Genomic DNA, 23,980 nt, shown 5'->3' on the forward strand with positions numbered 1-23,980 from the left:
ACGCCTCGGTCCTGTCGGACATGGGGCGTCATGGGGCACCTCCCTTGGGGGCGGGGCCTATGCTGGCATCCAGGCCGGTCTTGATGCCCAGGCCGGCTTCGATATCGCCGAAGATGCCGGCATGCGTCCGCTGGTCCACCCGGTCGTAGTAGCCGTAGCCACCGGCGCCGATGCCGGCGCTGCCGGCGGAAACGCCCTGTTCGCCCTTCACGGCGATGGTCCAGTCATCGGGCACGCCGGGCAGCCAGCCGATGGGGATGGTCACGTTCTCTTCCGCGCTGGCCTGGGCCACGCGGGCCCCGGCCTTGCCGCCCAGCGCGGCGCCCACATAGCGGCCGTCGTCCCCCAGCAGGGCTTGGCCCTTGGCATCGGCGGAGAACAGCTCGCCCGTGCCCTTCACCCCAAGGCCGCCCTTGTTCAGGTCGCCCGCGATGCCTTCGCCGGTGACGCGCTGCATGGCCGCCTTGGCTTCACCCTGGGCGCCCAGGCCGTTGGTGGTGACGCCGGCGTGGCCCGTGCCCTCCACGGCGAAGATGTCCATGCCGCCGGAAACTTCGCCCCAGCTGTTCTTGCCCTTTGCGGAAATGCGGGCCATGGCGATTTCGCCCTTGGCGTCCACCGTCGCCTTGGTCGGGTCGGCGTGGGCGGTGATCGATCCCTCCGCGCCCAGAACCTTTGCGGTGACGGGGCCGGTGGTCTTGTTGGCCGCCCAGGCGGAGCCCTCGGCCTTGAAGTCCTGGTCCGGCGGCTTGGCCGGTGCCGGCTCCTTCATGTTCAGCCAGATCTTGCCGCCCTTGTGGCGGATGCCGTCCTTGTCCAGCACGGCGGTGCTGCCGTTGCTGGACAGGATGATGTTGTCCGGCGTGAACTGGATGGAACTGTTGCCCACCTTGAAGGCCAGCACCTGCCCCGCCTGGCGCACCGACGCCTTGGTCACCGTCTCGAAAGCGTTGTTCTGGACGACCATGGAGAGGTCTTTTTGTGAGTGGAAGGCGATTTCCTCGGCGCCGGCCTTGTCCTCGAGTGTGAAGAGGTTGAATCCGCCGCCGCCTGGGCTGCTGGCGGTTCGGAAGGTTGTCTGGGTCTTCTGGGCGGGCAGGCCCAGGGGGGCGGTGGTTTCGGAATTGGGGACGGAGCCCAGGATGACGGGTCGGTCGGGGTTGCCCTCCAGGAAGGCGACGACGACCTCCATGCCCATGCGGGGGATGGTCTGGGCGCCGAAGCCGCGGCCGGCCCAGCCTTGCGCCACGCGGACCCAGCAGGAGCTGGCCTCGTTGGACTGGCCGCGCCGGTCCCAGAAGAACTGCACCTTCACGCGGCCGTGCTTGTCGGTGTGGATCTCCTGGCCCTTGGGGCCGACCACGACGGCGGTCTGCAGGCCGGAGATGGTGGGGCGGGGCGTGACGCGCCGGGGGACGAAGGGGGTGGCGGCCGGCAGGCAGGTGAAGTGGTTGGCGTAGCCGGAGTGGCTGGCGCCGCCGCCCTCGTAGCTGAGGTCGCTGGCCCGGTGGCTGGCGGAGAGCACGACATAGGCGCCGTTCTCGGCGGCGACGGGATGGTCGGTCAGCTGGAAGCGGCCGCAGGGGGTCATGGAACGGCAGTCGCTGGCGCCCTGCACGGTCTCGCGCTCCACCTCCTCCGCCTGCATGGCCAGCTTGGCGCGGCGCTCGCCATCGCCGGCGCTGTCGTGCAGGCCGGGATAGTCGAAGTGCTCGTGCTGGGGGTCCTGGCTGTAGGTGGAGACGGTGGGGACGGTCCGCTTCAGGTCCAGCTTGCTGGTCTGGAAGTTGTAGTCGGTCATGGCCCAGGCGCTGGCCTGGTAGGCGTGGCTGCGGTGCCACTCGGTGATGTGGTTGGAGCGGGAGGAGGTGGCGCTGAAGGGGATCAGCGGCTCATCGCCCGTCTGGTAGGCGGAGGTCTGGGAGCCCAGGACCAGGGTGTGCTTCCCCGCCTCGTGCCGGAAGAAGTAGTAGAGGCCATCCTCCTCCATCAGGCGGGAGACGAAGGCGAAGTCGGTCTCGCGGTACTGCACGCAGTACTCGCGCGGGGGCGGGGCGCTGACGCCGGAGAAGTCGTACTGGGTGACGCCCAGTTCGCCGAAGATGGTCTCCAGGATGTCGAGGGTGGTCTTGTTCTGGAAGATGCGGCAGTCGCTGGTGCGGGTCAGGAACCAGAGGCGGGGGACGACGCGCAGGACGTAGTGGCGCTGCCCGCGCGAGGCGGCGTGGCCGCCGGTCAGGGAAGCGACGACGCCGTTGAAGACGCGGTAGCTGCCTTCGTCCAGGCGCAGCTTCAGGTCCACGCTCTGCGCCACCAGGGCGGCGGGGTCGACGTTGTCGTCCATGGCGCGCACGGTCGCGCGGAACTCGAAGGGCGTCGACACGCCCTCCGTCCCCTCCAGCGCCTCCAGCAACAGCTGGTCGGGCCCCAAGGGGCTCTCGATCCCCAGCAACCGTTCCGCTTGCGTGTAACCGTCCATCAAATCCTCGTCTGCCCGGCGGACGGGCGCGCGCCGAACGTGCTCAGTCACGGCGTGCTCAGTCGCGGCGGGCTGGCCGCCTGGCCGCTACTACCACCACTTGTTGATGCACCGTTCACACGGTGCGATTTCAAAACTTCCCGGCCACTCCTATGACTTGACGCGACACAGAACTATGGGCCGGCGGCGGGGCGTCAAGGGCCGCGCGCGCTGGGCGTGTTTCCTATGCCGTCATGAATACGGCAAGAAAGTGACGCATTTTATTCTTTAACGATGGATGAACGGGAGAGCCATCCATGTTGAAGTGGCTTTAAAAATCAACTGTTACTACAGAAATGAACGCGCATGCTTTCAATGCTGACTTGATAGCGGCCCCTTCGCCACTACACGAATGGTTTACGCCCGTCCGATATAGTGAAGGTGATGGCGCATATCCTGATGGCATGGCCAGCGGCCTGCTGAAATGCCGCCTTTCCCCTCAAGGCAGACGAAACTCCAAGGATTTCCGGGCGCTTAACGGGGATTGGCACCTTCGTATTAACGCGTTATTGGGCTGGACCCATGGATGGAAAGCTGGTTCCAAGGGGAGCCGCGCCTCCTGTTTTCCAGGTCATATTACCTAGGTTGCGCAGGTATATATCCGCTTGATCCCGCAGGTTATAGAACCGCTGGATAAGGAATAGGCTTCCGGGTTTTTCTCAGCAATTACAAGGGTCGTTGCTTAAAATATCGATTAAAATTTCGTTCAAAATATACTTTGAAGCTATGCCCTATGACTGGGGGCAGGCGCAACCCATCCACGTCTCTACCTCTATCTGGATACGCCACCGAGAACCGTTTCTGGGGGGTCGACGGAACTATCTTCCGAATTATATCAGCGTGCATTGCTTGGTAAATTTATCGTTAAAAGATTGGACACATTGTCGACCTCTCGGTGACGTCGCCAATGCCGTCCTTGCCCAGCGAGGATCAGATGGCCCTTGTCTTACGGGTTCTTTCGGCCGGGGATTGCTCCATATCCGAAGGCGAAACCCGCGTCTGCGATGGCGCGAGCTTCAGCATCGGCCGTGGCGCCGAAAACGACTGGGTGGTCAACGACCCCCAGCGCCACCTGTCGAAGCAGCACTGCCGGATAGAGCTGCGCGGCCAGACCTATTTCGTGACGGACACCAGCACCAATGGTGTCTATGTCGGCGGGGCGGCCGCCCCCTTGGGCCGGGGCAACAGCCAGCCGGTGAACGACGGCGATGTCATCAACCTGGGCCCTTGCACCCTGCGCCTGGAAATCAGCGAGCACGCGGCGGCCTCGGTGTCCCCCATGGCGATGATGAACGGCATCGGCATGAACGGTGCCGGCCGGGGCGCCGGTATCGGCCATCCCCTGTCCGGATCGGACATGCCCGGCGGCGCCATGACCGACCCGGACATGCACTACGGCCTGGAGGGGCTGAACAGCGGCCACACCGGCTACGCCCCGTCGCTGACCCAGGTGCTGGCCGGCGACCGCGTCGCGGAGATGCAACTGACCGACATGCTGGGGGAAGGGGAGGCGGAGGTGGAGGCGCCGTTCGGTGGCGCGCTGGCCCCGTCGCTGGCCGCCCATTCCGGTACCGGCGCCTATTTCGAGGCGCCTGAGGTCAAGCATCCCGTCATCCCCATGGACTGGCAGGCCGAAGGCGTCGATGGTGTCGGCGCGCAGGATGAGCTGGAGTCCGTCAGCGCCGCCGCCCAGGTGATGGCGGAGGCCTTCGCCGGGACCCGCAACGGCCAGGCCGCGGCCCGCATCGCCAACCCGGCCGTTTCCAGCCCCGCCCCCGCTGGCCCGGTCAATGGCGCCGGCGCCACCATTCTGCCCATCAATCCCGCCGCCGCCCCGGTGCGCCCCCAGCCGGTGGTCCCCCCGTTTCCCCCGCTGTCGCCCCTGTCGTGGGTCTGGGCACCCTGAGCCCGGCGGCGCTGGCCACGCCGGCCATGCCCCCGGTGGCGCAGCCCGTCCCGGTCGCCCCGCCGCCGCCGACGGCGCAGGCGGCGCCGGCCGCCTCGTCCGCCCAGGCCCAGCCGGCCCCCACGCAAGCCCCGAGCCCGGGCCCCCAGATCCCGAATGACGTGTTCGAGGCCTTCCTGGCTGGCGTCGGCCTGCCGCTTGACGCGGTGGACGCGTCCGACGCGCCGGCGTTGATGCACAAGATGGGCGTCGCCCTGCGTGAGGCGGTCAACGGCCTGCGTGAGCTGCTGGAGCTGCGCGCCTTCCTGAAATCGGAGTTCCGCATCGAGCACACGCTGCTGCGCGCCAAGGAAACAACCCCCTGAAGTTCTCCGCCAACCTGGATGGCACGCTGTCCGTGCTGATCGGCCGGCGGGTCATGGGCTTCATGGACGCGCCGGAGGCCATCCGCGAAAGCCTGCGCGACATCAAGGCCCACGAGGTGGCCCTGATCGCCGGCATGAAGACGGTGGTGGGCGACGTGCTGGAACAGCTGTCGCCCGACACCATCAAGAACGACGTCAGCGCCTCCATGCTGCCGCAGGTGCACAAGGCCCGCTGCTGGGAACGGTACGAGCAGGTCCACCAGCGCATGATGGGGGAACAGTCGTCGGGACCACCCCTCGGCAGCAAGTTCTCCTCCGCCTACACCCAGCAATTCAGAAGCCTCTGAACCGCCTGGAATCCGCTTTCGTCCCCGCCTGGCACCCGCCTCACCTCCACCCGTCCGCCAGCCGCCCTGGGGATAACCCCAGCCCCGAGACTGCCCAGACTAACAGGGTCCTCTAGACGATGCCTTTCGCCACGACCACCGCCCGCCGTCCCATCCGGCACCCCATGGGCCGCATGGCCCTCGCCACCGTGCTCGCCGGCGCCGTCCTGCAGCTGGCGGCCTGCTCGCACGAGCCGCCGCCCCCGCCGCCGGTGCGCACCACCGTGCCGGTGTCGATCAACGTCGGGCCCGACGCCAATCCCGACACGCTGGGTCGTCCGTCGCCCATCGTCACGCGCGTCTACCAGCTGGCGTCCAAGGACAAGTTCACCATCGCCGCCCCCATCCAGCTGATCCAGCACGACGCCCAGGCCCTGGGCGCCGACCAGCTGGGCCGGGACGAGTTCGTGCTACAGCCCGGCGACAAGAAGCAGATGGTCCTGCCGCAGAACGACAAGGTGCACTACGTCGGCATCGTCGCCGCCTACCGCGCCATCGACCAGGCCAATTGGCGCGAGGTCGTGGCCCTGCCGGACACGGGCCCGGTGACGCTGAACGTCACCGTCGGCGCCAACGGCCTGGTGGTGAAGCGCGACACGGCCGACGCCGGCACCCCGCCCGGCGCCGCCGGCACCGCGGCGGCGGCCGACGCGTCCAAGCGCACCCCCACCAAGTGAGGCCCCGGCCATGATGTCCGCCAACCGCGTGGTCTGGACCGAGGGCATGTTCCTGCGGGTCCAGCATTTCCAGCAAGCCGACCGCCATGTGGAACGGCTGCTGCACGCGCGCACCGAGCCGCTGACCCCCTTCGCCTGGGGCCTGAGCGAGCTGACCATCAACCGGGAACTGCTGGGGATCGGCAAGTTCGCCATCGTTTCCGCCAAGGGCATCCTGCCCGACGGCACGCCCTTCTCCATCCCGGACGAGGCCGACCATCCGCCGCCGTTGGAACTCTTCGACACCACCAAGAACTGCGTCATCTACCTGACGCTGCCCGTGCGCCAGCCGGGCGGGGCGGAGGTGGGGCTGGCGAATTCCGAGGATGCCATCACCCGTTTCGTCCCCGCGCGGTATGAGGCGGAGGATGCCAATCTGGGCAGCGACCAGGCGGCGGCCATGGACGTCGCCCGCCTGCGCCTGCGCCTGGCGCCGGAGACGCAACCGCTGGCGGGGTACGAGAAGGTCGCCATCGCCCGGGTGGTGGAGGTGCGGTCCGACCGCGCCATCATCCTGGATGAGCAGTTCATCGCCCCGGTCACCTCGGTCGCGGCCCAGGCGCCGCTGGCCGCTTTCCTGACCGAGCTGCAGGCCCTGATCCAGCATCGGGCCGAGGCCCTGGCCGGCCGTTTGTCCGGACCCTCGGCCAAGGGGGCGGCGGAGATCGCGGACTTCCTGCTGCTGCAGACCGTGAACCGGTATGAGCCGCTGCTGCGCCATTACGCCGCCACGGCGCCCATGCTGCATCCCGAGCGGTTCTACCGCCTGTGCGTCGAGGTGGCGGGGGAGCTGGCCACCTTCACCACCGAAGCCAAGCGCGCCGCCGTGTTCCCCGAATACCGGCACGAGGATCTGCAGAACACCTTCCGGCCCGTCTTCTCCGACCTGCGCTCCTCCTTGAGCGCCGTGCTGGAGCAGACCGCCGTCGCCATCCCGCTTCAGGCCCGCCGCCATGGCATCAAGGTCGGCGTCATCGTCGACCGGTCGCTGCTGTTCAACGCCACCTTCGTGCTGGCGGTGACCGCGGACATGCCGGTGGAGCACCTGCGCCGCGTCTTCCCCAACCAGGTGAAGATCGGCCCGGTGGAACAGATCGCCCAGCTGGTGAACGTGGCGCTGCCCGGCATCAATGTCCGGCCCCTGCCGGTGGCGCCCCGCCAGCTGCCATACCGCAGCGGCCAGGTCTTCTTCGAGCTGGACCGCAGCAGCCAGCATTTCAAGCAGCTTCAGAAGTCCGGCGGCATCGCCCTGCACCTGGCGGGTGATTTCGCGCAGATCGAAATGGAGCTTTGGGCCATCAAGGGGGGTGCGTGATGTCCTATCCCAGCTACGGCCAGACGGCCCATGAGCCGACCATCATCAAGCCGACGCCCGGCGGCCGCCGTTCGGCGCCGGTGCAACTGGTGGCGCCGCCCACCGATTACGCGCCGGAAGACACGGTCGACCTGACGCTGGGCGGCCTGAACCCGCTGGTGGCCGCCGCCGGCCCTATCCTGACGCTGGCCCGCCGCCTGCGCACGTCCGCCGCCCAGTCCAACATCGAGGAACTGCGCGAGCGCGTCGCCGACGAGATCAAGACCTTCGAGAAGCGGGCGCAGGGCACCGGCGTCACCAACGAGGCGGCGCGCGCCGCCCATTACGCCCTGTGCGCCACCATCGACGACATCGTCCTGAACACCCCGTGGGGCGCCAGCAGCACCTGGGCGCGGGCCGGCATGGTCATCACCTTCCACATCGACGTGACCGGGGGTGAGCGCTTCTACGACCTGCTGAACCACCTGCTGAAGGATCCGGCCGCCAACTTCCAGGTGCTGGAGCTGATGTACCTGTGCCTGTCGCTGGGGTTCGAGGGTCGGCTGCGCATCCTGCCGCAGGGCTCGCTGGAACACGCCCGCATCCGTGACAACCTCTACCGCGTCCTGACCCAGCGGCGCGGCGAGGCGGAGCGCGAGCTGTCGGTGCACTGGCGCGGGGTGGAGGCGCCCTTCCGCCCACTGCTGCCCAGCATCGAGTTCTGGACCGTCATGGCGGCCACCCTGATCATCATCACGGTGATGGCCACGGGCTTCAGCTTCGCCCTCAATGGCAGCTCCGACGCCACGCTGGAAAAGATGGCCACCCTGCCGCCGGTGGGCCAGCCCAGCGTCGCCCTGGCCCAGCCCACGGCCCCGGTGCAACCCAAGTCCAAGGACCTGGACCAGTTCCGCGCCTTCCTGGCGCCGGAGATCGCCCAGGGCCTGGTGACCGTCGTGCCCCAGGGCACCGACACCGTCGTGCGCATCCGCAACGCCGGCATGTTCGCGTCCGGCAGCAGCGAGGTGAACGAGAGCTACACCGCCCTGCTGAACCGTATCGGCGAGGCCCTGAACACCCGGCCCGGCGCTGTGCTGATCACGGGACATACCGATAATATTCCCATCCGCACCATCCGGTTCCCATCGAACTGGCATTTGTCGCAGGCCCGCGCCGACGCGGTCGCCGCCGTCATCGCCACCCACCTGACCGACAAGTCCCGTCTGAAGGCCCAGGGCATGGCCGACACCCAGCCCATCGCCACCAATGACCAGGACGCCGGCCGGGAAGCCAACCGTCGCATCGATGTGATCCTGAGCTCGCCCGCGGCCGCCCAGCCGGCGCCGTCGGCCGCCTCGGCGACCCCGACCGCGACGCCCGCCCCGACTGCCAACCAGGGAACGGCCCAATGAACGTCCCCAGCAGCGTTTACTTCGCGCAGCCCCTGATTTCCGCCCTGGCGCAGCCCTTCCGCGCCCGCTGGGCCTGGTCCCTGGTGTGGGCCATCGGTTTCGCCCTGGTCATCTGGTTCTTCGGCGCCTTGGTGGCGGTGGGCAACCACCGCCCGCTGGAAGGCGACCTGGTGCGCCTGATCGCCTGTTGCGCCGTGTTCGCCACCTGGGCCGCCTTCAACCTTCAGGTCAACCTCAAGGCCCGGCAGACCGACCGGCGCATGGTCCACGACCTGACCGACCCCAGCGAGGAGGAGAAGCGCCGCGGCGCCGACGCCGCCTCCGCCGAGGAACTGCGCCTGCTGCGCGACCGCCTGCAAGAGGCGCTGAGCCAGCTGCGCAAGAAGGCCGGCCGCAAGGGCATGGGCCGGGGCTATCTCTACCAGCTGCCCTGGTACATCATGGTCGGGCCGCCGGGCTCGGGCAAAACCTCGGCCCTGCTGACCTCGGGCCTGAATTTCCCGCTGTCCACCACCATCGGCCGCGACCCCCTGAAGGGCATCGGCGGCACCCGCAACTGCGACTGGTGGTTCACGGACGAGGCCATCCTGCTGGACACGGCCGGCCGCTACACCACGCAGGACAGCGACCCGCACCAGGACCAGGCCGCCTGGCTGGGCTTCCTGGACCTGTTGAAGAGCTACCGCCCGCGCCAGCCGGTGAATGGCGCCATCGTGGTGATGAGCCTGGCCGACCTGATGGCCCCCGATCCCACCGAGCGCCTGAACCACGCCCGCGCCATCCGCCTGCGCCTGAATGAGCTGTACGACCGCTTCGGCCTGCGCTTCCCGGTCTACATGCTGTTCACCAAGGTCGACCTGGTGCCCGGCTTCGTCGAGTACTTCGACAACCTGGGCAAGTCGGAGCGCGAGCAGGTCTGGGGCATGACCTTCCCCCTGGACGACGGCGCCGCCGACAGCCCGGGCGTGGTCGACCAGTTCCCGCAGGAGCTGGAGGGCCTGGTCCTGCGCCTGAACGAGCGTCTGTTGGAGCGGGTGCAGCAGGAAGCGGACATCGAGCGCCGCGGCCTGGTGTTCAACTTCCCCAACCAGGTGGCCAGCCTCAGCGACGCGCTGCTGGAGATCCTCACGGAAATCTTCCGCGCCAGCCCCTATGAGACACGGCCCCTGCTGCGTGGCAGCTACTTCACCAGCAGCGTGCAGGTGGGCATGCCCATCGACCGCACCATGGCCACCATCGCCGCCACCTTCGGCCTGGACCCGGTGCGCATGCCGGCCAACAACCGACAGGGCCGCAGCTATTTCCTGACCCGGCTGTTCAACGAGGTGATCTTCGCCGAGGCCGCCGTCGTCAGCCTGAATCCCAAGGTGGAACAGCGCCGCCGGCGCCTGCGCATCGCGACCTACGCCTCCGCGGCCGTCATCCTCGCCGTGCTGGCCTACGCCTGGAGCACCGGCTACCAGGAGAACAAGCGCCAGGTGGCCCTGATCGACGACGGCCTGCAGGCCTATGACAAGGCCGCCGCCGGCATCCCCAGCCAGGGGGTGACGGACGCCGACCTGGCCCGCGTGGTCAAGCCGCTGAACATCCTGCGCAACCTGCCCACGGGCCTGGAGAACAACGAGGGTGTGGCCAGCCAGTGGCTGACCTTCGGCCTCTACCAGGGCGACAAGCTGAAGACCGTGCACGCCGCCGTCTATCACCGGGCGCTGAACGGCCTGATGCTGCCCCGCCTGCTGGTGCGGCTGCAGGACCAGATCCGGGCGCACGAGGATGACGACGACTTCGTGGCCGGCGCGCTCAAGATCTACCTGATGCTGGGCAGCCGCGGTCCCCTGGACGCCAACGCCGTGCGCCAGTGGATGGTGGCCGACTGGGCCGCCACCTGGCCGGGCGAGGCCAACAAGGGCCTGCGCGACGATCTGGCGCGCCACCTGGACAGCCTGCTGACCCGGGGCAGCCTGACGCCCATCCCCTTGGACGCCAACCTGATCACCCAGTCTCGCCGCAGCCTGGAAAAGCTGGCCCCGGCCGAGCGGGTCTACGCCCTGGTGCGCCAGCACGAAGGCATCAGCCAGCTGCCGCAGTGGCGCCCCATCGACCATGCCGGGGCCACTGCCGACCATGTCTTCACCCGCGTTTCGGGCAAGCCGCTGACCGAGGGCATCCCCGGCCTGTACACGCCGGAAGGCTACAAGGCCTTCCAGCCGGCGCTTTCCGCCGTCATCGCCGAGGTGCAGGGGCAGAGCTGGGTGCTGGGCGACAAGCCTGCCGGGGCCAATGCCCAGGCGCAGCAGGCCGCCCAGGCCGATGACCTGCGTGAGCGGGTGACGCAGCTGTACTACGCCGACTACATCCAGCAGTGGGACACCATGCTGGGCGACCTGCGCATCGTGCCGCTGGCCGACATGCAGCAGACCATCGCCGTGCTGAACCTGGTGTCTAGCCCAGACATGCCGATGCTGAAGCTGCTGAAGGACATCGCGGCGGAGACGCAGATCGTTCCCCTGCCGGGCCTGCCCAAGGCCGTCCCGGCCCCGGGCGGCGCCGCCGCGCCGGCGGCGCTGCCCACGCCGGACGCGCCGGTGGGCGCCGTGGCCGTGGCCCAGCACTTCCAGCCCATCGTCGACTTCGTCACGCCCAGCAACGGCGCGCCGGCGCGGGCGGAGGATCTGGTGCGCCTGCTGGGCGAGGCCTATCAGGAGCTGAGCAACGTCGCCAGCGGGCCTGGCAACGGCCGCATGGCCATGTACACCCGCGCCTCCCATGGTGGTGCCGGCGGCCCCATCCAGATGCTGAACACCCAGGCGGCGCAGATGCCCCGCCCGGTCAACGGCTGGATCGCCACCATCACCGGCAGCGCGTCGGAACAGTCGGTGGGCGGGGCCCGGGCCCAGTTGAGCAACCTCTGGGGCGGCGAGGTCGGCGGCTTCTGCACCCGCGCCGTCAATGGCCGCTATCCCTTCGCCAAGGACAGCGCCAAGGAAATCTCGGTGGGTGATTTCACCCGGCTGTTCGCCCCCAACGGCATGTTGGACAACTTCTTCAACAACCATCTGAAAACGCTGGTCGACACCTCGGGCGCCAAGTGGCGCTGGACCAAGGTGGGCGACACCGGCCTGGGCATTCCCGACAGCGTGCTGGCCTCCTTCCAGTATGCCGCCCAGATCCGCGACGCCTTCTTCCCCGACGGCGGCCAGCAGCCCCGTGTCGCCCTGCAGGTGACGCCGGTGACCCTGGATCCGAAGTCTACCGGCGTGCTGTTCGCCAGCGGCGGCCAGCAGATCGAATACCAGCACGGGCCGCAGTGGCCGGCCTCGCTCCAGTGGCCGGACAACGACCCCAACGGCGTCAGCCGCGTGGTGTTCGAGGTGACCGACGGCCTGCCGCAGAGCGTGCTGAAAAGCGGTCCCTGGTCGCTGTTCCACCTGGTGGACCAGGGCACGGTCACCCCCCTGGGCAGTGACAACTTCCGCGTCAACTTCACGTCCGGCACCCACAACGCCGGTTTCGAGGTGAAGTCCAGCACCTCGCTCAACCCCTTCATCCTCAAAGAACTGAGGGCGTTCCGTTGTCCAGTCTCTTTCTGAATGGCGCCGTCTCGGCTCACGAGCCGGGTTTCTTCGGCAAGATCCCGGCGCGGGGGGACTTCGTCTCCCGGCGGCTGGATCCCGCGATCGTCCGCCCGCTGGATGAATGGTTGCAGGCGTCGCTCGCCACCAGCCAGCGGCAGATGGGCGAGGCGTGGCTGCCCAGCTACCTGGACACGCCGGTCTGGCGCTTCGTCCTGGGGCCGGGGGTCTGCGGCGACACGGCCATGGCCGGCGTGCTGATGCCCAGCGTTGACCGGGTGGGGCGGTACTTCCCCCTGGTGCTGGCGACGCCGCTGCCCGGCTGCGTCGCCCCCATCCGCCTGATCGAAAGCGGCCGCGCCTGGTTCGACAAGGTGGAGGATCTGGCGCTGACCTCGCTGGACGACGACTTCAACTTCGACAGCTTCGACCAGGCCGCCCGCGTGCTGGGCGCGCCGCCTTACGACACGACGCGCGGCCCGGCGGAAAGCAGCGCCTTCCGGGTCGGGCTGGCCAACAACGGCGGCGCCAACGGCCGGGGCGCCCTGGGCAGTGCCTATGCCGAACTGCTGGACCAGGTGCTGATCGGCTTCAACAACCGCTTCAGCCTGTGGTGGACCACCGGGTCGGACAAGGTGGCGTCCTCGCTGCTGATCTCGCCCGGCCTGCCGGCGCCGCAGAACTACGCCGCTTTCCTGGACGGCCGGTGGGAGCGCTGGGGCTGGGAACGCCCGGCCGATACGGCGCTGCACCTCGCGGACGAGGAACTGCCCATCCTGCTGCTGCGTCCGGTGGTGGCGCTGCCCAGCCATGGCCGCACCCATCCGGGCACCCGCCGCACCATCAACCAGGACGCCCTGCTGCTGCGTCCGGACCTTGGCCTGTGGTGCGTCGCCGACGGCCTGGGCGGCCATTCGGCGGGTGAGGTGGCCAGCGCCCTGACTGTGAAGGCGCTGGACGCGGTGATGCCACCCCTGTCCTACGGCGGCTTCGTGGAAGAGGTGCGCGAGGCCCTGGTCGAGGCCAACGACAAGCTGCGCGCCCAGGCCGCCACCCTGGGCGACCAGGCGCTGATCGCCTCCACCGCCGTGGTGCTGCTGATCTACGCCAACCGCTTCAACTGCCTGTGGGTGGGTGACAGCCGCATCTACCTGCTGCGCGACGGCCGGCTGCGCCAGCTGACCACCGACCACGTGGCCGCCGGCATCAACCAGCAGCAGCGCGCCACCATGCTGGTCACCCGCGCCGTGGGCGCCGCCGACACGCTGGAGATCGACATGGTGCAGGACGTCGTCCAGCCCGGCGACCGCTTCCTGCTGTGCAGCGACGGCGTCACCAAGGTGCTGAGTGAGACGGAGATCGCCACGCTGATGCGGGGCATGCCCCCGCGCGAGACGGTGGACGCCCTGGTGGAGAACATCCTGGTCAGCGGCGCGCCGGACAACCTGACGGCCATCATCGTCGACGTGCCGGAAAGCGACCATCCGGTGGCCGAGGCCGCCCTGCAGGCGACGGCCGTGCCGGTGCCCCAGCCGTCGGCGCTAGAGGACGTGCGCCAAGGGGGTGCGGAATGAGCCAGGCCGCCGTCCTGACCAACCCCGGCGCCGCCGTGGCGGGCGAGGAGCCGCGGCAGCCGGACGAGATGACCTCGCTGCTGCTGAGCCCCGAGGCGCCGGATGAATTGACCCGCTTCGCCCCGGCCGAACTGACCGAGGTGATGGTCGCGCCGGATGTCGCCGCGCCGAACGCCGCCCCGGTGGTGCCGACGCGCGAGGTGGTGGAAAGCCAGGTGGCCGGCTTCATCGCCGGGGTCCGGGCGCAGGCGCACCGCGCCGGCCTGGACGAGGTCGCCTCCCTGGACCTGCTGAGCGGCGCCCGCGCCGCGCTGGACCGCCACATCCAGGCCGCCCAGCGCCCGTGGGAGGATGGGCCGGAACCGGCCGCCAGCGCCACGCCGGGGGCGCCCAAGGCCGATCCCACCGGCTGGTCGGTGGCGCCGGGCAGCACCATGCTGAACACCTTCATCGTGCGCACCCTGCTGGCGCGCGGCGGCATGGGGGAGATCTACCGGGTGCGCCATCGCGACCTGAAGACCGACCAGGCCATCAAGGTCATCATTCCGGAATACCGCGACGACGCCAAGATCGTCGGCCTGTTCCACGAGGAAGGCCGCCTGCTGCAGCGCATCCGCCATGACGCCGTGGTGAGCTGCGCCGGCCTGTACCGCGATGGCGACGGCCGGTCCATGCTGGTGCTGGAATACATCGACGGCCAGTCGCTGTCCTATTTCCTGCGGCGGGGCCCCGTGGGCTTGACGGCGCTGGAGGCCCTGCTGCGCCGCCTGGCAGCCGGGCTGACAGCGGTGCACGCCGCCGGCATCGTCCATCGCGACGTCAGTCCCGACAACATCCTGCTGCCCGGCGATAATCCGGCGGCGGCCAAGCTGATCGACTTCGGCGTGGCGCGGGAGATGCGCAACGGCGTCACCCCGCGCGACGGGCTGGATTTCGCCGGCAAGTTCTCCTTCGCCTCGCCCGAGCAGCTGGGCATGCATGGCGGCGCCATCGGCGTCGCGTCCGACATCTACAGCCTGGGCCTGGTCATCGTCGCCGCTGCGCGGGGCGAGAAGCTGCCCATGGGCCAGACGGTGGAGGAGGCGACGGCGGCCCGCCGCCAGGTGCCCGACATCAGCGCCGTGCCCGACCGCCTGCGCGGCGTGGTCGCCACGATGTTGCAGCCCGATCCCAAGCGCCGGCCCACGGACTTGGCCGCCCTGTTGCGTGCGCTGGATGCCAGCGCCGCCGCCGGGGGCGGCGGCTTCTGGAGCCGGCTTTGGCCGTCGCGGAAAGGTGCATGATGGATAACGGCGCTATCATGTCCCCTGGCGTGTCCCCGGGCGTCCTGGACCTTCCCGCCCTGCTGGCCCCCATCCCGGGTGATCAGCCGTGTGGGCCGGACCTGCGTGTGCACAACGGCGGGGATGCCACCTATTTCCAGCTGAAGGATCTGCGCGCCACCGCCCGCGCCATCGAGCGGCGGGCGGATTCCGAGGATGAGGCCCAGACGTCGCTGGCGGAGTGGCAGCGCATCCAGGATTTGGCGCGCACTGTTCTGGCCCAGCGCACCAAGGACATCGAGGTCGCCGTCTGGCTGACCGAGGCCGCCGTGCGGCTGGAGGGCTTCGCCGGCCTGGCCGACGGCTTCCGCCTGCTGGCCGGCCTGGTGGAGCGGTATTGGGACGGCGTCCATCCCCAGCCGGACGAGGATGGTATCGCGGTCCGCCTGGCGCCCATCGGCGGCCTCAACGGCCATGGGGCGGAGGGCACGCTGATCCAGCCCATCCGCAAGGTGCCGCTGCTGCGCGAGGACCAGCCCATCGCCTATTGGCACTACGCCCTGGCCCAGCGCGCCAGCCAGACGCCGGACACGCGCAGCCGCCCCGGCCGCACCCCGCCGCCCACGCTGGATGCCCTGTCCCAGCGCATGAGCCAGGTGCCGGCGGCCCGCAACCGGGCGCTGCTGGCCGATATCCGCGCCTGCCGCCAGGCCTTCCGCGACCTGGACCGGCTGCTGACCGAACGGGCGGGCGCCGACGCCCCGCCCACCTCCACCATTACCCACATCCTGGAGGAGGTGGAGGACGCGGTGGTGTTCCTGACCGGCCTGTCGGCCAAGGAAGAGGTGGAGGAGGCCGCCGTGCCCGACGTCATCCTGCATTCCGCCACCGGCGCCCCCGTCGTGGACGAGGCGGTAGCACCCCAGCGCCCGGCCAAGGGCATCACCAGCCGGGAGGAGGCGCTGACCCTGCTGGCGGAGATCGGCCAGTACTTCCGCCGCACCGAACCGCATTCACCCCTGTCCTACACCATTGAGGACCTGGTCCGGCGCGGCCGCATGCCGCTGCCCGAACTGTTGGCCGAGCTGTTGGCGGACGCGGGTGCCCGCAACACCCTGCTGACCACCGCCGGCATCCGGCCGGTGCAGGGCAACGGACAATAACCCCTGATGACCAATCAATTCTGTTTCGGGGCAACCCTAGACGACATGCAGCAACCCATGGGTAGGAGAAGGTAGATGGCCAGCGTTCATGACAAGCTCGAGCGGGTTCGCAAGCCGCGCGTGCACATCAAATACGAGGTCGAAACCGATGGGGCGATGGTCGAGAAGGAGCTGCCCTTCGTGGTGGGCGTGCTCGGCGATTTCTCCGGCGACCCGACGGACGACCTGAAGCCGCTGAAGGACCGCAAGTTCATCCAGATCGATCGCGACAACTTCAACGAGATCCTGGCGCGCATGAAGCCGTCGCTGTCGTTGCGCGTGCGGAACGAGCTGGAGGACGACGGCAGCGAGATGGCCGTGGAGCTGAAGTTCTCCTCGCTGGAGGACATGGAGCCCGGGCAGATCGTCCGCCAGGTGCCGGCGCTGCGCAAGCTGCTGGAGACGCGCAACCAGCTGCGCGATCTGCTGACCAAGGCCGACCGTTCGACCCAGCTGGAAGACCTGCTGGAATCCATTCTTCAGGATGACACCCAGCTGCGCAAGCTGTCGCAGCAGCTGGGCGCCACCGCCGAGGAGGTGAAGTGATGACCGACACCCTGACCGTTTCCCGCGAAGAGGCCGCGGCCGGCACCGTCGACGGCTTGTCCCTGCTGGACCAGGCCATCGGCGCCACCAAGCAGACCGAGCCGGCGCGCGTGCAGGAACTGCTGCGCACCCTGACGGAAGAGGCGCTGGGCGGCACCGTCACCTACAGCCGCAACCTGACCCAGACGCTGACCGCGGCGGTGAAGGCCATCGACGCCAAGCTGTCCAAGCAGCTGGCCGCCATCATGCACCATCCGGAATTCCTGAAGCTGGAAGGCAGCTGGCGCGGCCTGCACCACCTGGTCATGAACACCGAGACCAGCGCCAACCTGAAGATCCGCGTGCTGAACGTGCGCAAGCGCGAGCTGGCGAAGGATCTGGCCAAGGCGGTGGAGTTCGACCAGAGCGAGCTGTTCAAGAAGCTCTACGAGAACGAGTTCGGCACGCCGGGCGGTGAGCCCTACGGCATGCTGATCGGCGACTATGAGTTCACCAACCACCCCGAGGATGTGCAGATGCTGTCCAGCATCTCCAGCATCGCGGCGGCGGCCTTCGCCCCTTTCATCTCCGCCGCCAGCCCCAAGCTGTTCGGCTTCCAGGATTACCAGGAGCTGGCGAAGCCCCGCGACCTGGAGAAGATCTTCGAGACGGCGGAATACGCGCAGTGGCGCAGCTTCCGCGACAGCGAGGACAGCCGCTTCACCACCCTGACCCTGCCGCGCGTGCTGGCGCGCCTGCCCTATGGCGCCGCCACCCTCAGCGTCGACGACTTCAATTTCGAGGAGGCGCCCCTGGACCCCTCGGGCAAGTCGCTGGCGCTGGAGCATAACGAGTATTGCTGGATGAACGCGGCCTACGTGCTGGGCTCGCGCGCCACCGAGGCCTTCGCCAAGTACGGCTGGTGCACGGCCATCCGCGGCGCCGAGGGCGGCGGCAAGGTGGAAACCCTGCCCACCCACGTCTTCGTCAGCGATGACGGCGACCCCGACCAGAAGTGCCCGACGGAAATCGGCATCACCGACCGCCGCGATGCCGAGCTGGGCAAGCTGGGCTTCCTGCCGCTCTGCCATTACAAGAACACCGACTATGCCGTGTTCTTCGGCGCCCAGACGGTGCAGAAGCCCAAGAAGTACGACCGCCCGGACGCCACGGCCAACGCCGCCATCTCCGCGCGCCTGCCGTACATGATGGCCACGTCCCGCTTCGCCCATTACCTGAAAGTGATGGCGCGCGACAAGATCGGCTCCTTCCTGGAGGTCGAGGACTGCGAGGCCTGGCTGAACCGCTGGATCAACAACTACGTCAACGCCAACGAGGGCGCCGGCCAGGAAATGAAGGCCGCCTATCCGCTGCGCGAGGCCAAGATCACGGTGAAGGAAATCCCGGGCAAGCCCGGGTCCTATAACGCCATCGCCTGGTTGCGGCCCTGGTTGCAGATGGAGGAGCTGACGACCTCGCTGCGCATGGTGGCACGGATACCGAGCAAGCTCTGATGCAACAGACCCTTGAGGCGGCAGCCCCGGGGGTGGAACGACGCATCGACACGACGGAAGGCCGGGCCCCCCGGCCCGACGCGCCCCCGGCTTGGCGGCTGGACCTCAGCCGCCATCCCGACAAGCGCCTGGTCATCGACCAGCTGATCGCGGCGATCGACGCTCTGCTCACGGCCCAGGTCAACGCCATCCTGCACAATCCCCGCTTCCAGCAGCTGGAGGCGTCGTGGCGCGGGCTGCTTCAGCTCGTGGAGGCCTCGGCCTCCACCCGCGCCATCAAGATCCGCGTGCTGGATGTGTCCTGGCGCGAACTGTGCCGCGATTTCGAACGCGCCATCGAGTTCGACCAGAGCCAGCTGTTCACCAAGGTGTACAGCGATGAGTTCGGCACGCCCGGTGGGGAGCCTTTCGGCCTGCTGATCGGCGACTACGCCGTGCAGCACCAGCGCGACGCCGACCACCCCACCGACGACGTGGGCACCCTGAAGGCCATCGCCGCCGTGGCGGCCGCGGCCTTCTGCCCCTTCGTCACCAGTTGCTCGCCGGCGCTGTTCGGGCTGGACAGCTTCGGCGACATGGCCAGCGACGTGGACCTCGCCCGCTCCTTCGAGGGGCATGAGTTCATCCGCTGGCGGGCCCTGCGCGAGGCGGATGACGCCCGCTTCATCGGCATCGCCCTGCCCAAGGTGATGATGCGGCCGCCCTATCGCCACGACCCCAACCGCATCGACGGCTTCCGCTTCATGGAACGCACGGGCCGGCCGGGGGCGGGGGATTATCTCTGGGGCAACGCCGCTTTCGCTTTCGCCACCGTGGTCATGCGCGCCTTCCACCAGTACGGCTGGTTCGCCGACATCCGGGGCGCGCCGGACGACCTGAACGGCGGCGGCCTGGTCGACGGTTTCCCGGGCCATACCTTCCCGACCCTGGGCGGGGCGGCGGCACCGGCGGCGCCTTTGGACGTCTACCTGTCCGACCGGCAGGAGAAGCAGCTGAGCGATCTGGGCATCGTGCCGCTGTCGCGGGTCAGCTACGTCGACGCCTGCGTCTTCTACAGCTGCCAGTCGCTGCACCAGCCCAAGGTCTATGATCGGGCGACGGCCACATCCAACGCCCGGCTGTCGGCCATGCTGCAGTACGTGCTCTGCGCCTCGCGCTTCGCGCATTACATCAAGATGATCGGCCGGGACAAGATCGGCTCCTTCGCCACCGCGCATGATTTCGAGGAACACTTGCGCGACTGGCTCAGGGGCTATTGCCTGGCCAACGACGACGCCAGCACCTCGTTCAAGGCCCGCTATCCCCTGCGTGAGGCCGAGGTGCAGGTCCGCGACATCGCAGGCCGGCCGGGCGCCTTCGGCTGCGTCATCCACTTGAAACCGCATTTCCAGCTCGACGACGTCCAGACCAGCTTCCGCCTGGTCACGGAACTCGTCGGCCCGCAGGCCTGACGGGAGAGGACCCCATGAGCCAGACCGCCATCACCAACGCCCTGGAGGCCGGCGACCTGTCCGGCGCCTTGTCCGCCGCTACCGCGCATGTGCAGAAGGCGCCCACCGACACCGGCGCCCGCTACCTGCTGGCGGAGATCCTGTGCGTGGCGGGACAGCTGGAGCGGGCGGACAACCAGCTGTCCGTCGTGCTGAACCAGGACCCCGGTTCCATGGTGCCGGTCTCGCTGCTGCGCCAGCTGATCCGGGCGGAGACGGCGCGCCAGGATTGGTACCGCGAGGGGCGCCCGCCGGAATTCCTGACCGACATCTCCGCCGCCGCCCGCCTGCACCTGGAGGCGGGCGTGAAGGCCCGCGCCGGGGACGGGCGGGGGGCCTCCGCCACGCTGGTGGAGGCGGAAACGCTGCGCCGCGTCGCCACGGGCCAGCACAAGGGCGCGGCCTTCAGCGACTTCCGCGACCTGGACGACGCCTGCGGCGGGTTGCTGGAGGTGCTGAGCGCCGACGGCAAGTACTTCTGGGTCGGCGTGGACGAGGTGCTGGGCCTGGACTTCGCGCCGGCGAAGCGGCTGTCCGACCTGATCTGGCGGCCCCTGCGCCTGACCCTGCGCGACGGCACGGCCGGCAGCCTGTACATGCCCATGATCTATGCCGGCGCTGGTGCCGACGGCCTGACCGACCAGCACCGCCTGGGCCGCCTGACCGACTGGACGGAACGCGACGGCGCCATCCTGGGCCGGGGCCAGCGCTGCTTCCTGGTCGGCGATGATGCCGTGGGTGCCGCCGATCTCACCACCCTGCGCTTCGATGAAACCCAGGCCGATGTGGAGGCGGCGTAAGCCATGCCCGCGCAACAGCCCGCCACCATCGTGCCCTCCGTTCTCGACCGGCTGATCCAGCCGGTGGAAGGGCCGGCGGTGCGCAGCCTCGGCTGGAACGCGGCGTTGTCGCAGCTGAAGAACTCCATCCGTCGGGATCTGGAGGCCATGCTGAATACGCGGCGGCGGCCGGGCAAGCTGGGCAATGATGTGGGCGAGTTGCACCGCTCCCCGCTGCAGTACGGCATCCCCGACTTCACGGCTATGAGCATGGCGGCGCCCGAGCGCCAAGCCGCCTTCGGCCGGGCGCTGGAAGTGGCCATCCGCGAGTTCGAGCCGCGCCTCTCCTCTGTGGCGGTCACCCTGCTGAATGGCGGCCGCAACCTGGACCGCACGCTGCGCTTCCGGGTGGAGGCGGTGATCCGCCTGGATCCTTCGCCGGAGCCCATCGTCTTCGAATCCGTGCTGGACCCCGTCAGCCAGACCTTTCTGATCAAGGGCGACCCCCATGCCTGACACCTTCCTGTCCTTCTACAACCAGGAACTGGCGGCCATCCGGCGGGCGGCGACCCGCTTCGCGGGTGAGCACCCCAAGGTGGCGGGCAATCTGCGCATCAGCCCGACCACGGTGGACGATCCGCATGTCGCCCGCCTGATCGAATCCTTCGCCTACCTGACGGCGCGGGTGCGGCAGAAGCTGGACGACGATTTTCCCGAGCTGACCGACGCCCTGCTGGGGGTGCTCTATCCCCACTACGTGACGCCGCTGCCTTCCATGGCCATCGTGCAGATGAAGGCGGCGCCGGAGCTGACGGGCAGTTTCACCGTGCCGCGCGGCGCGCAGGTGGAGACGGAGGCGGTGCGAGGCGAGGCCTGCCGCTTCCAGACCACCATGCCGGCCGAGATCTGGCCGGTGGAGGTGACGGCCGCCAGCCTGGCCGCGCTGCCGGCGGCGGCCCCCCTGGTGGCGGCGACCCGGCAGGCCAAGTCGGTGCTGCGGCTGAAGATCAGCTCCACCGCCCAGGGCCAAGGCCTGACCGACCTGGGCGTGGACCGCCTGCGCCTGTTCCTCTCCGGCCCGCCGGAGGTGGCGTTCACCCTGCACGAGCTGCTGCTGAACAACGTCGTCGGCATGGCGGTGGTGGAGGATGTGAACGATCCCAATCCCGTCGAGCTGGGCCCCGACCACCTGGCCCCGGTGGGTTTTGAGCCCGAGGACGGCATGGTGCCCTATGGCGCCCAGTCCTTCCTGGGCTACCGCCTGCTGAGCGAGCTGTTCGCCTTCCCGGAAAAGTTCCTGTTCGTCGATCTGCACGGCCTCAGCGCGCGGTCCCTGCGCGGCGTGGGCCAGCACATGGAGGTCTACCTCTACCTCGACCGCGTGTGGACCGAGGGGGAACGGCTGGTGCGGCCGCAGGTATTCGCCCTGGGCTGCGCCCCCGTGGTCAATCTGTTCCGGCAGTCGGCCGAGCCCATCATCCTGGGCCATGATGCCACCGAATACCTGGTGCAGGCCGACGCCCGCCGGCCGGAGGCGCGCGAGATCTACGCCATCGAACGGGTCCGGGCCTCTTCCCCCCGAGGGGAGAAGGCGGAGTTCCTGCCCCTCTACGGCAATCACCACGGCACCGACCCCTCGCGCCACCAGCATTTCTGGCACGCCATGCGCCGCCCCCGGGGCGGGCGCGATGCCAGCAGCGAGATGTATCTGTCGCTGGTCGACCTGGGCCTGAACCCCAACGCGCCGCCCGACTGGACGGTCAGCGTGGAGACCCTATGCTTCAACCGCGACCTGCCGGCGCAGCTGCCCTTCGGCGGCGGCCATCCGCGCATGCACCTGACGGAGGGCGGACCCATCGCCGGCGTCACCTGCCTGACGCCGCCCACGGCGGTGGTGCGGCCGCAAACGGGCGACGGCGCGCGCTGGCGCCTGATCTCCCACCTCAACCTCAACCATCTGTCGCTGATGGACGGCCAAAAGGGGGACGGCCAGGGCGGCGCGGCGGCGTTGCGGGAGCTGCTGAAGCTCTACGACCTCAAGGACACGCCGGAGACGCGGGCCATCATCGACAGCGTCACCGGCATCGGCTACCGCCGCGCCACGGCCCGGGCGCCGCACGCCGACTTCGCCGCCCTGTGCCGGGGCGTGGACATCGACCTGGTGATGGATCCGGAACGGGCGGGCGCCATGGGCATCTATCTGCCTTCGGCGGTGCTGGAGCGTTTCTTCGCCCTCTACACCTCCATCAACTCCTTCACCCGGCTGACGGTGCGGGCGAAGGGCCGGAAGGAGGCGCTGGTCCGCTGGGGCGCCCGCATCGGCGCCAAGGTGACGGCATGAACGCCATCGCGCCGCTGCCGACGCGCGCCTCATCGGGGGGCGGTTCGCCCGCCCTGCTGGACATGCTGCGGCATGAACCCTTCCGCTTCGACCTGTTCCGCGCCATCCAGCTGCTGGAACGGCAGTTCGGCGCCTCCGCCGAAGAGGATGAACTGCCCATCCGTTTCGCCGCGCACCAGTCGCTGTGCTTCCCGGCGCATGAGATCCAGCGCCTGCACCTGCCCCACCCGGCTGAAGGCGGGGAAGAGGGCGCGGCGGCGGAGCCCGCCCGGCTTGACCTGAACGTCATGACCCTGACGGGGCCCGTCTCGGCCCTGCCGCAGGCTTATACCGAGACGGCCATTCGCAGCCTGCGCGACCGCACGCCGGGCTTCGCCGCCTTCCTCGACCTGTTCAACGACCGTATCGCCACCCTGCTGTTCCGCGCCTGGCGGCGCTATCGCCTGCCGGCCTTGTACGAGCATCGCGGGCTGGAGGGCGGGGACGCCGCCACGGCCGCCCTGTTCGGCATCGCCGGTTTCGGCACCGGCCACCTGCGGGGCCGCCTGTCGGTGCGGGACGAGGTGGCGGTTTATTACGCCGGCCTGTTCAGCCAGCAGCCGCGCGCGGCCATTTCGCTGGAGCGCATGCTGGCCGACGCCTGCGGCCTGCCCGTCAAGGTGCGGCAGTTCGCCGGCCGCTGGATCGCCATCCCGGCGGAGGAGCAGACCTGCCTGCGCCTTGGTGGTAAGGCGCCTGCCTACAACCGCCTGGGCGTGGATGCCGTGGCCGGCGCCCGCATGTGGGATGTGCAGGGCCAGTTCCGCATCATCCTGGGCCCCCTGACGCGGCGCCAGTTCATGGAACACCTGCCGGGCCGGCCGGGGCTGACGCGCCTGGTGGAACTGGCGCGTCTTTATGCCGGGCCTGAGCTGGGCTTCGACGTGCAACTGGTGCTGCACCGGGAGGAGGTGCCGCCCTGCCAGCTGGACGGGCGGGACGGCACGGGTCCGCGCCTGGGCTACGACAGCTGGCTGGCGTCGCTGCCCATGCTGCACGACCCGGACGATGCAATCATCAGTATCAATGACACAGATTAGTATCACCTGAAGCATATATCGGAAGTAATGCCATTCTATTAATGT

The 23,980-nt window shown here is 69.0% G+C and carries 16 protein-coding genes and 1 pseudogene; 16 read left to right on the forward strand and 1 reads right to left on the reverse strand.

Features of this window, described 5'->3' with window-relative positions; translation table 11 throughout:
- Nucleotides 1–28: 28 nt before the first annotated feature.
- On the reverse strand, nt 29–2,479 hold the full coding sequence (locus tag UAJ10_RS08665; protein WP_322914982.1) for a type VI secretion system Vgr family protein: 2,451 nt from the start codon (nt 2,477–2,479) through the stop codon (nt 29–31).
- 973 nt (nt 2,480–3,452) lie between these two features.
- Here UAJ10_RS08665 and UAJ10_RS08670 point away from each other — a divergent pair.
- The 16 genes and pseudogenes from UAJ10_RS08670 (at nt 3,453) to tssG (ending at nt 23,935) form a co-directional block, all read left to right on the forward strand.
- Entirely contained in the window at nt 3,453–4,424 is a 972-nt protein-coding gene (locus tag UAJ10_RS08670) for an FHA domain-containing protein (protein WP_322914983.1), read from the forward strand.
- A gap of 242 nt (nt 4,425–4,666) precedes the next feature.
- Nucleotides 4,667–5,136, forward strand: a pseudogene (gene tagH / locus UAJ10_RS08675) (type VI secretion system-associated FHA domain protein TagH).
- A gap of 119 nt (nt 5,137–5,255) precedes the next feature.
- Nucleotides 5,256–5,852, forward strand: a complete 597-nt coding sequence (gene tssJ, locus UAJ10_RS08680) for a type VI secretion system lipoprotein TssJ (RefSeq protein ID WP_322914984.1) — start codon at nt 5,256–5,258, stop codon at nt 5,850–5,852.
- Between the two features lie 10 nt (nt 5,853–5,862).
- Nucleotides 5,863–7,206: a type VI secretion system baseplate subunit TssK gene (gene tssK / locus UAJ10_RS08685; RefSeq protein ID WP_322914985.1), complete on the forward strand. Its 1,344-nt coding sequence runs from the start codon at nt 5,863–5,865 to the stop codon at nt 7,204–7,206.
- Complete coding sequence (gene icmH, locus UAJ10_RS08690; protein ID WP_322914986.1) at nt 7,206–8,597, forward strand: type IVB secretion system protein IcmH/DotU; 1,392 nt, start codon at nt 7,206–7,208, stop codon at nt 8,595–8,597. The genes tssK and icmH overlap by 1 nt, the downstream gene beginning before the upstream one ends.
- Nucleotides 8,594–12,187 (forward strand): type VI secretion system membrane subunit TssM, encoded by a 3,594-nt coding sequence (gene tssM, locus UAJ10_RS08695; protein ID WP_322914987.1) that lies wholly within the window; start codon nt 8,594–8,596, stop codon nt 12,185–12,187. Before icmH ends, tssM begins: the two co-directional genes overlap by 4 nt.
- A complete protein-coding gene (gene tagF / locus UAJ10_RS08700) occupies nt 12,169–13,743 on the forward strand; it encodes a type VI secretion system-associated protein TagF (protein ID WP_322914988.1) in 1,575 nt (524 codons plus the stop codon). The genes tssM and tagF overlap by 19 nt, the downstream gene beginning before the upstream one ends.
- Nucleotides 13,740–15,026, forward strand: a complete 1,287-nt coding sequence (locus UAJ10_RS08705) for a serine/threonine-protein kinase (RefSeq protein WP_322914989.1) — start codon at nt 13,740–13,742, stop codon at nt 15,024–15,026. The genes tagF and UAJ10_RS08705 overlap by 4 nt, the downstream gene beginning before the upstream one ends.
- A 17-nt stretch (nt 15,027–15,043) precedes the next feature.
- Nucleotides 15,044–16,168: a type VI secretion system protein TssA gene (gene tssA, locus UAJ10_RS08710; protein ID WP_322914990.1), complete on the forward strand. Its 1,125-nt coding sequence runs from the start codon at nt 15,044–15,046 to the stop codon at nt 16,166–16,168.
- Nucleotides 16,169–16,243: 75 nt separating this feature from the next.
- Nucleotides 16,244–16,753 carry a type VI secretion system contractile sheath small subunit gene (tssB, locus tag UAJ10_RS08715; RefSeq protein WP_040845788.1) on the forward strand — a complete coding sequence of 170 codons (510 nt, stop codon included), beginning with the start codon at nt 16,244–16,246 and terminating at the stop codon, nt 16,751–16,753.
- Nucleotides 16,753–18,246 (forward strand): type VI secretion system contractile sheath large subunit, encoded by a 1,494-nt coding sequence (gene tssC / locus UAJ10_RS08720; RefSeq protein ID WP_322914991.1) that lies wholly within the window; start codon nt 16,753–16,755, stop codon nt 18,244–18,246. Before tssB ends, tssC (UAJ10_RS08720) begins: the two co-directional genes overlap by 1 nt.
- A complete protein-coding gene (gene tssC / locus UAJ10_RS08725) occupies nt 18,246–19,697 on the forward strand; it encodes a type VI secretion system contractile sheath large subunit (protein WP_322914992.1) in 1,452 nt (483 codons plus the stop codon). The genes tssC (UAJ10_RS08720) and tssC (UAJ10_RS08725) overlap by 1 nt, the downstream gene beginning before the upstream one ends.
- Before the next feature lie 14 nt (nt 19,698–19,711).
- The gene (locus tag UAJ10_RS08730; protein ID WP_322914993.1) at nt 19,712–20,536 is read left to right on the forward strand and encodes a type VI secretion system accessory protein TagJ; all 825 of its coding nucleotides are present in this window, start codon (nt 19,712–19,714) and stop codon (nt 20,534–20,536) included.
- Between the two features lie 3 nt (nt 20,537–20,539).
- The gene (gene tssE / locus UAJ10_RS08735; protein ID WP_004273669.1) at nt 20,540–21,031 is read left to right on the forward strand and encodes a type VI secretion system baseplate subunit TssE; all 492 of its coding nucleotides are present in this window, start codon (nt 20,540–20,542) and stop codon (nt 21,029–21,031) included.
- Entirely contained in the window at nt 21,024–22,856 is a 1,833-nt protein-coding gene (gene tssF / locus UAJ10_RS08740) for a type VI secretion system baseplate subunit TssF (protein WP_322914994.1), read from the forward strand. Before tssE ends, tssF begins: the two co-directional genes overlap by 8 nt.
- Entirely contained in the window at nt 22,853–23,935 is a 1,083-nt protein-coding gene (tssG, locus tag UAJ10_RS08745) for a type VI secretion system baseplate subunit TssG (RefSeq protein ID WP_322914995.1), read from the forward strand. The genes tssF and tssG overlap by 4 nt, the downstream gene beginning before the upstream one ends.
- The last annotated feature ends 45 nt before the right edge of the window (nt 23,936–23,980 follow it).

The organism is Nitrospirillum guaranorum (genome assembly GCF_034653275.1).
Classification (GTDB): Bacteria; Pseudomonadota; Alphaproteobacteria; order Azospirillales; family Azospirillaceae; genus Nitrospirillum.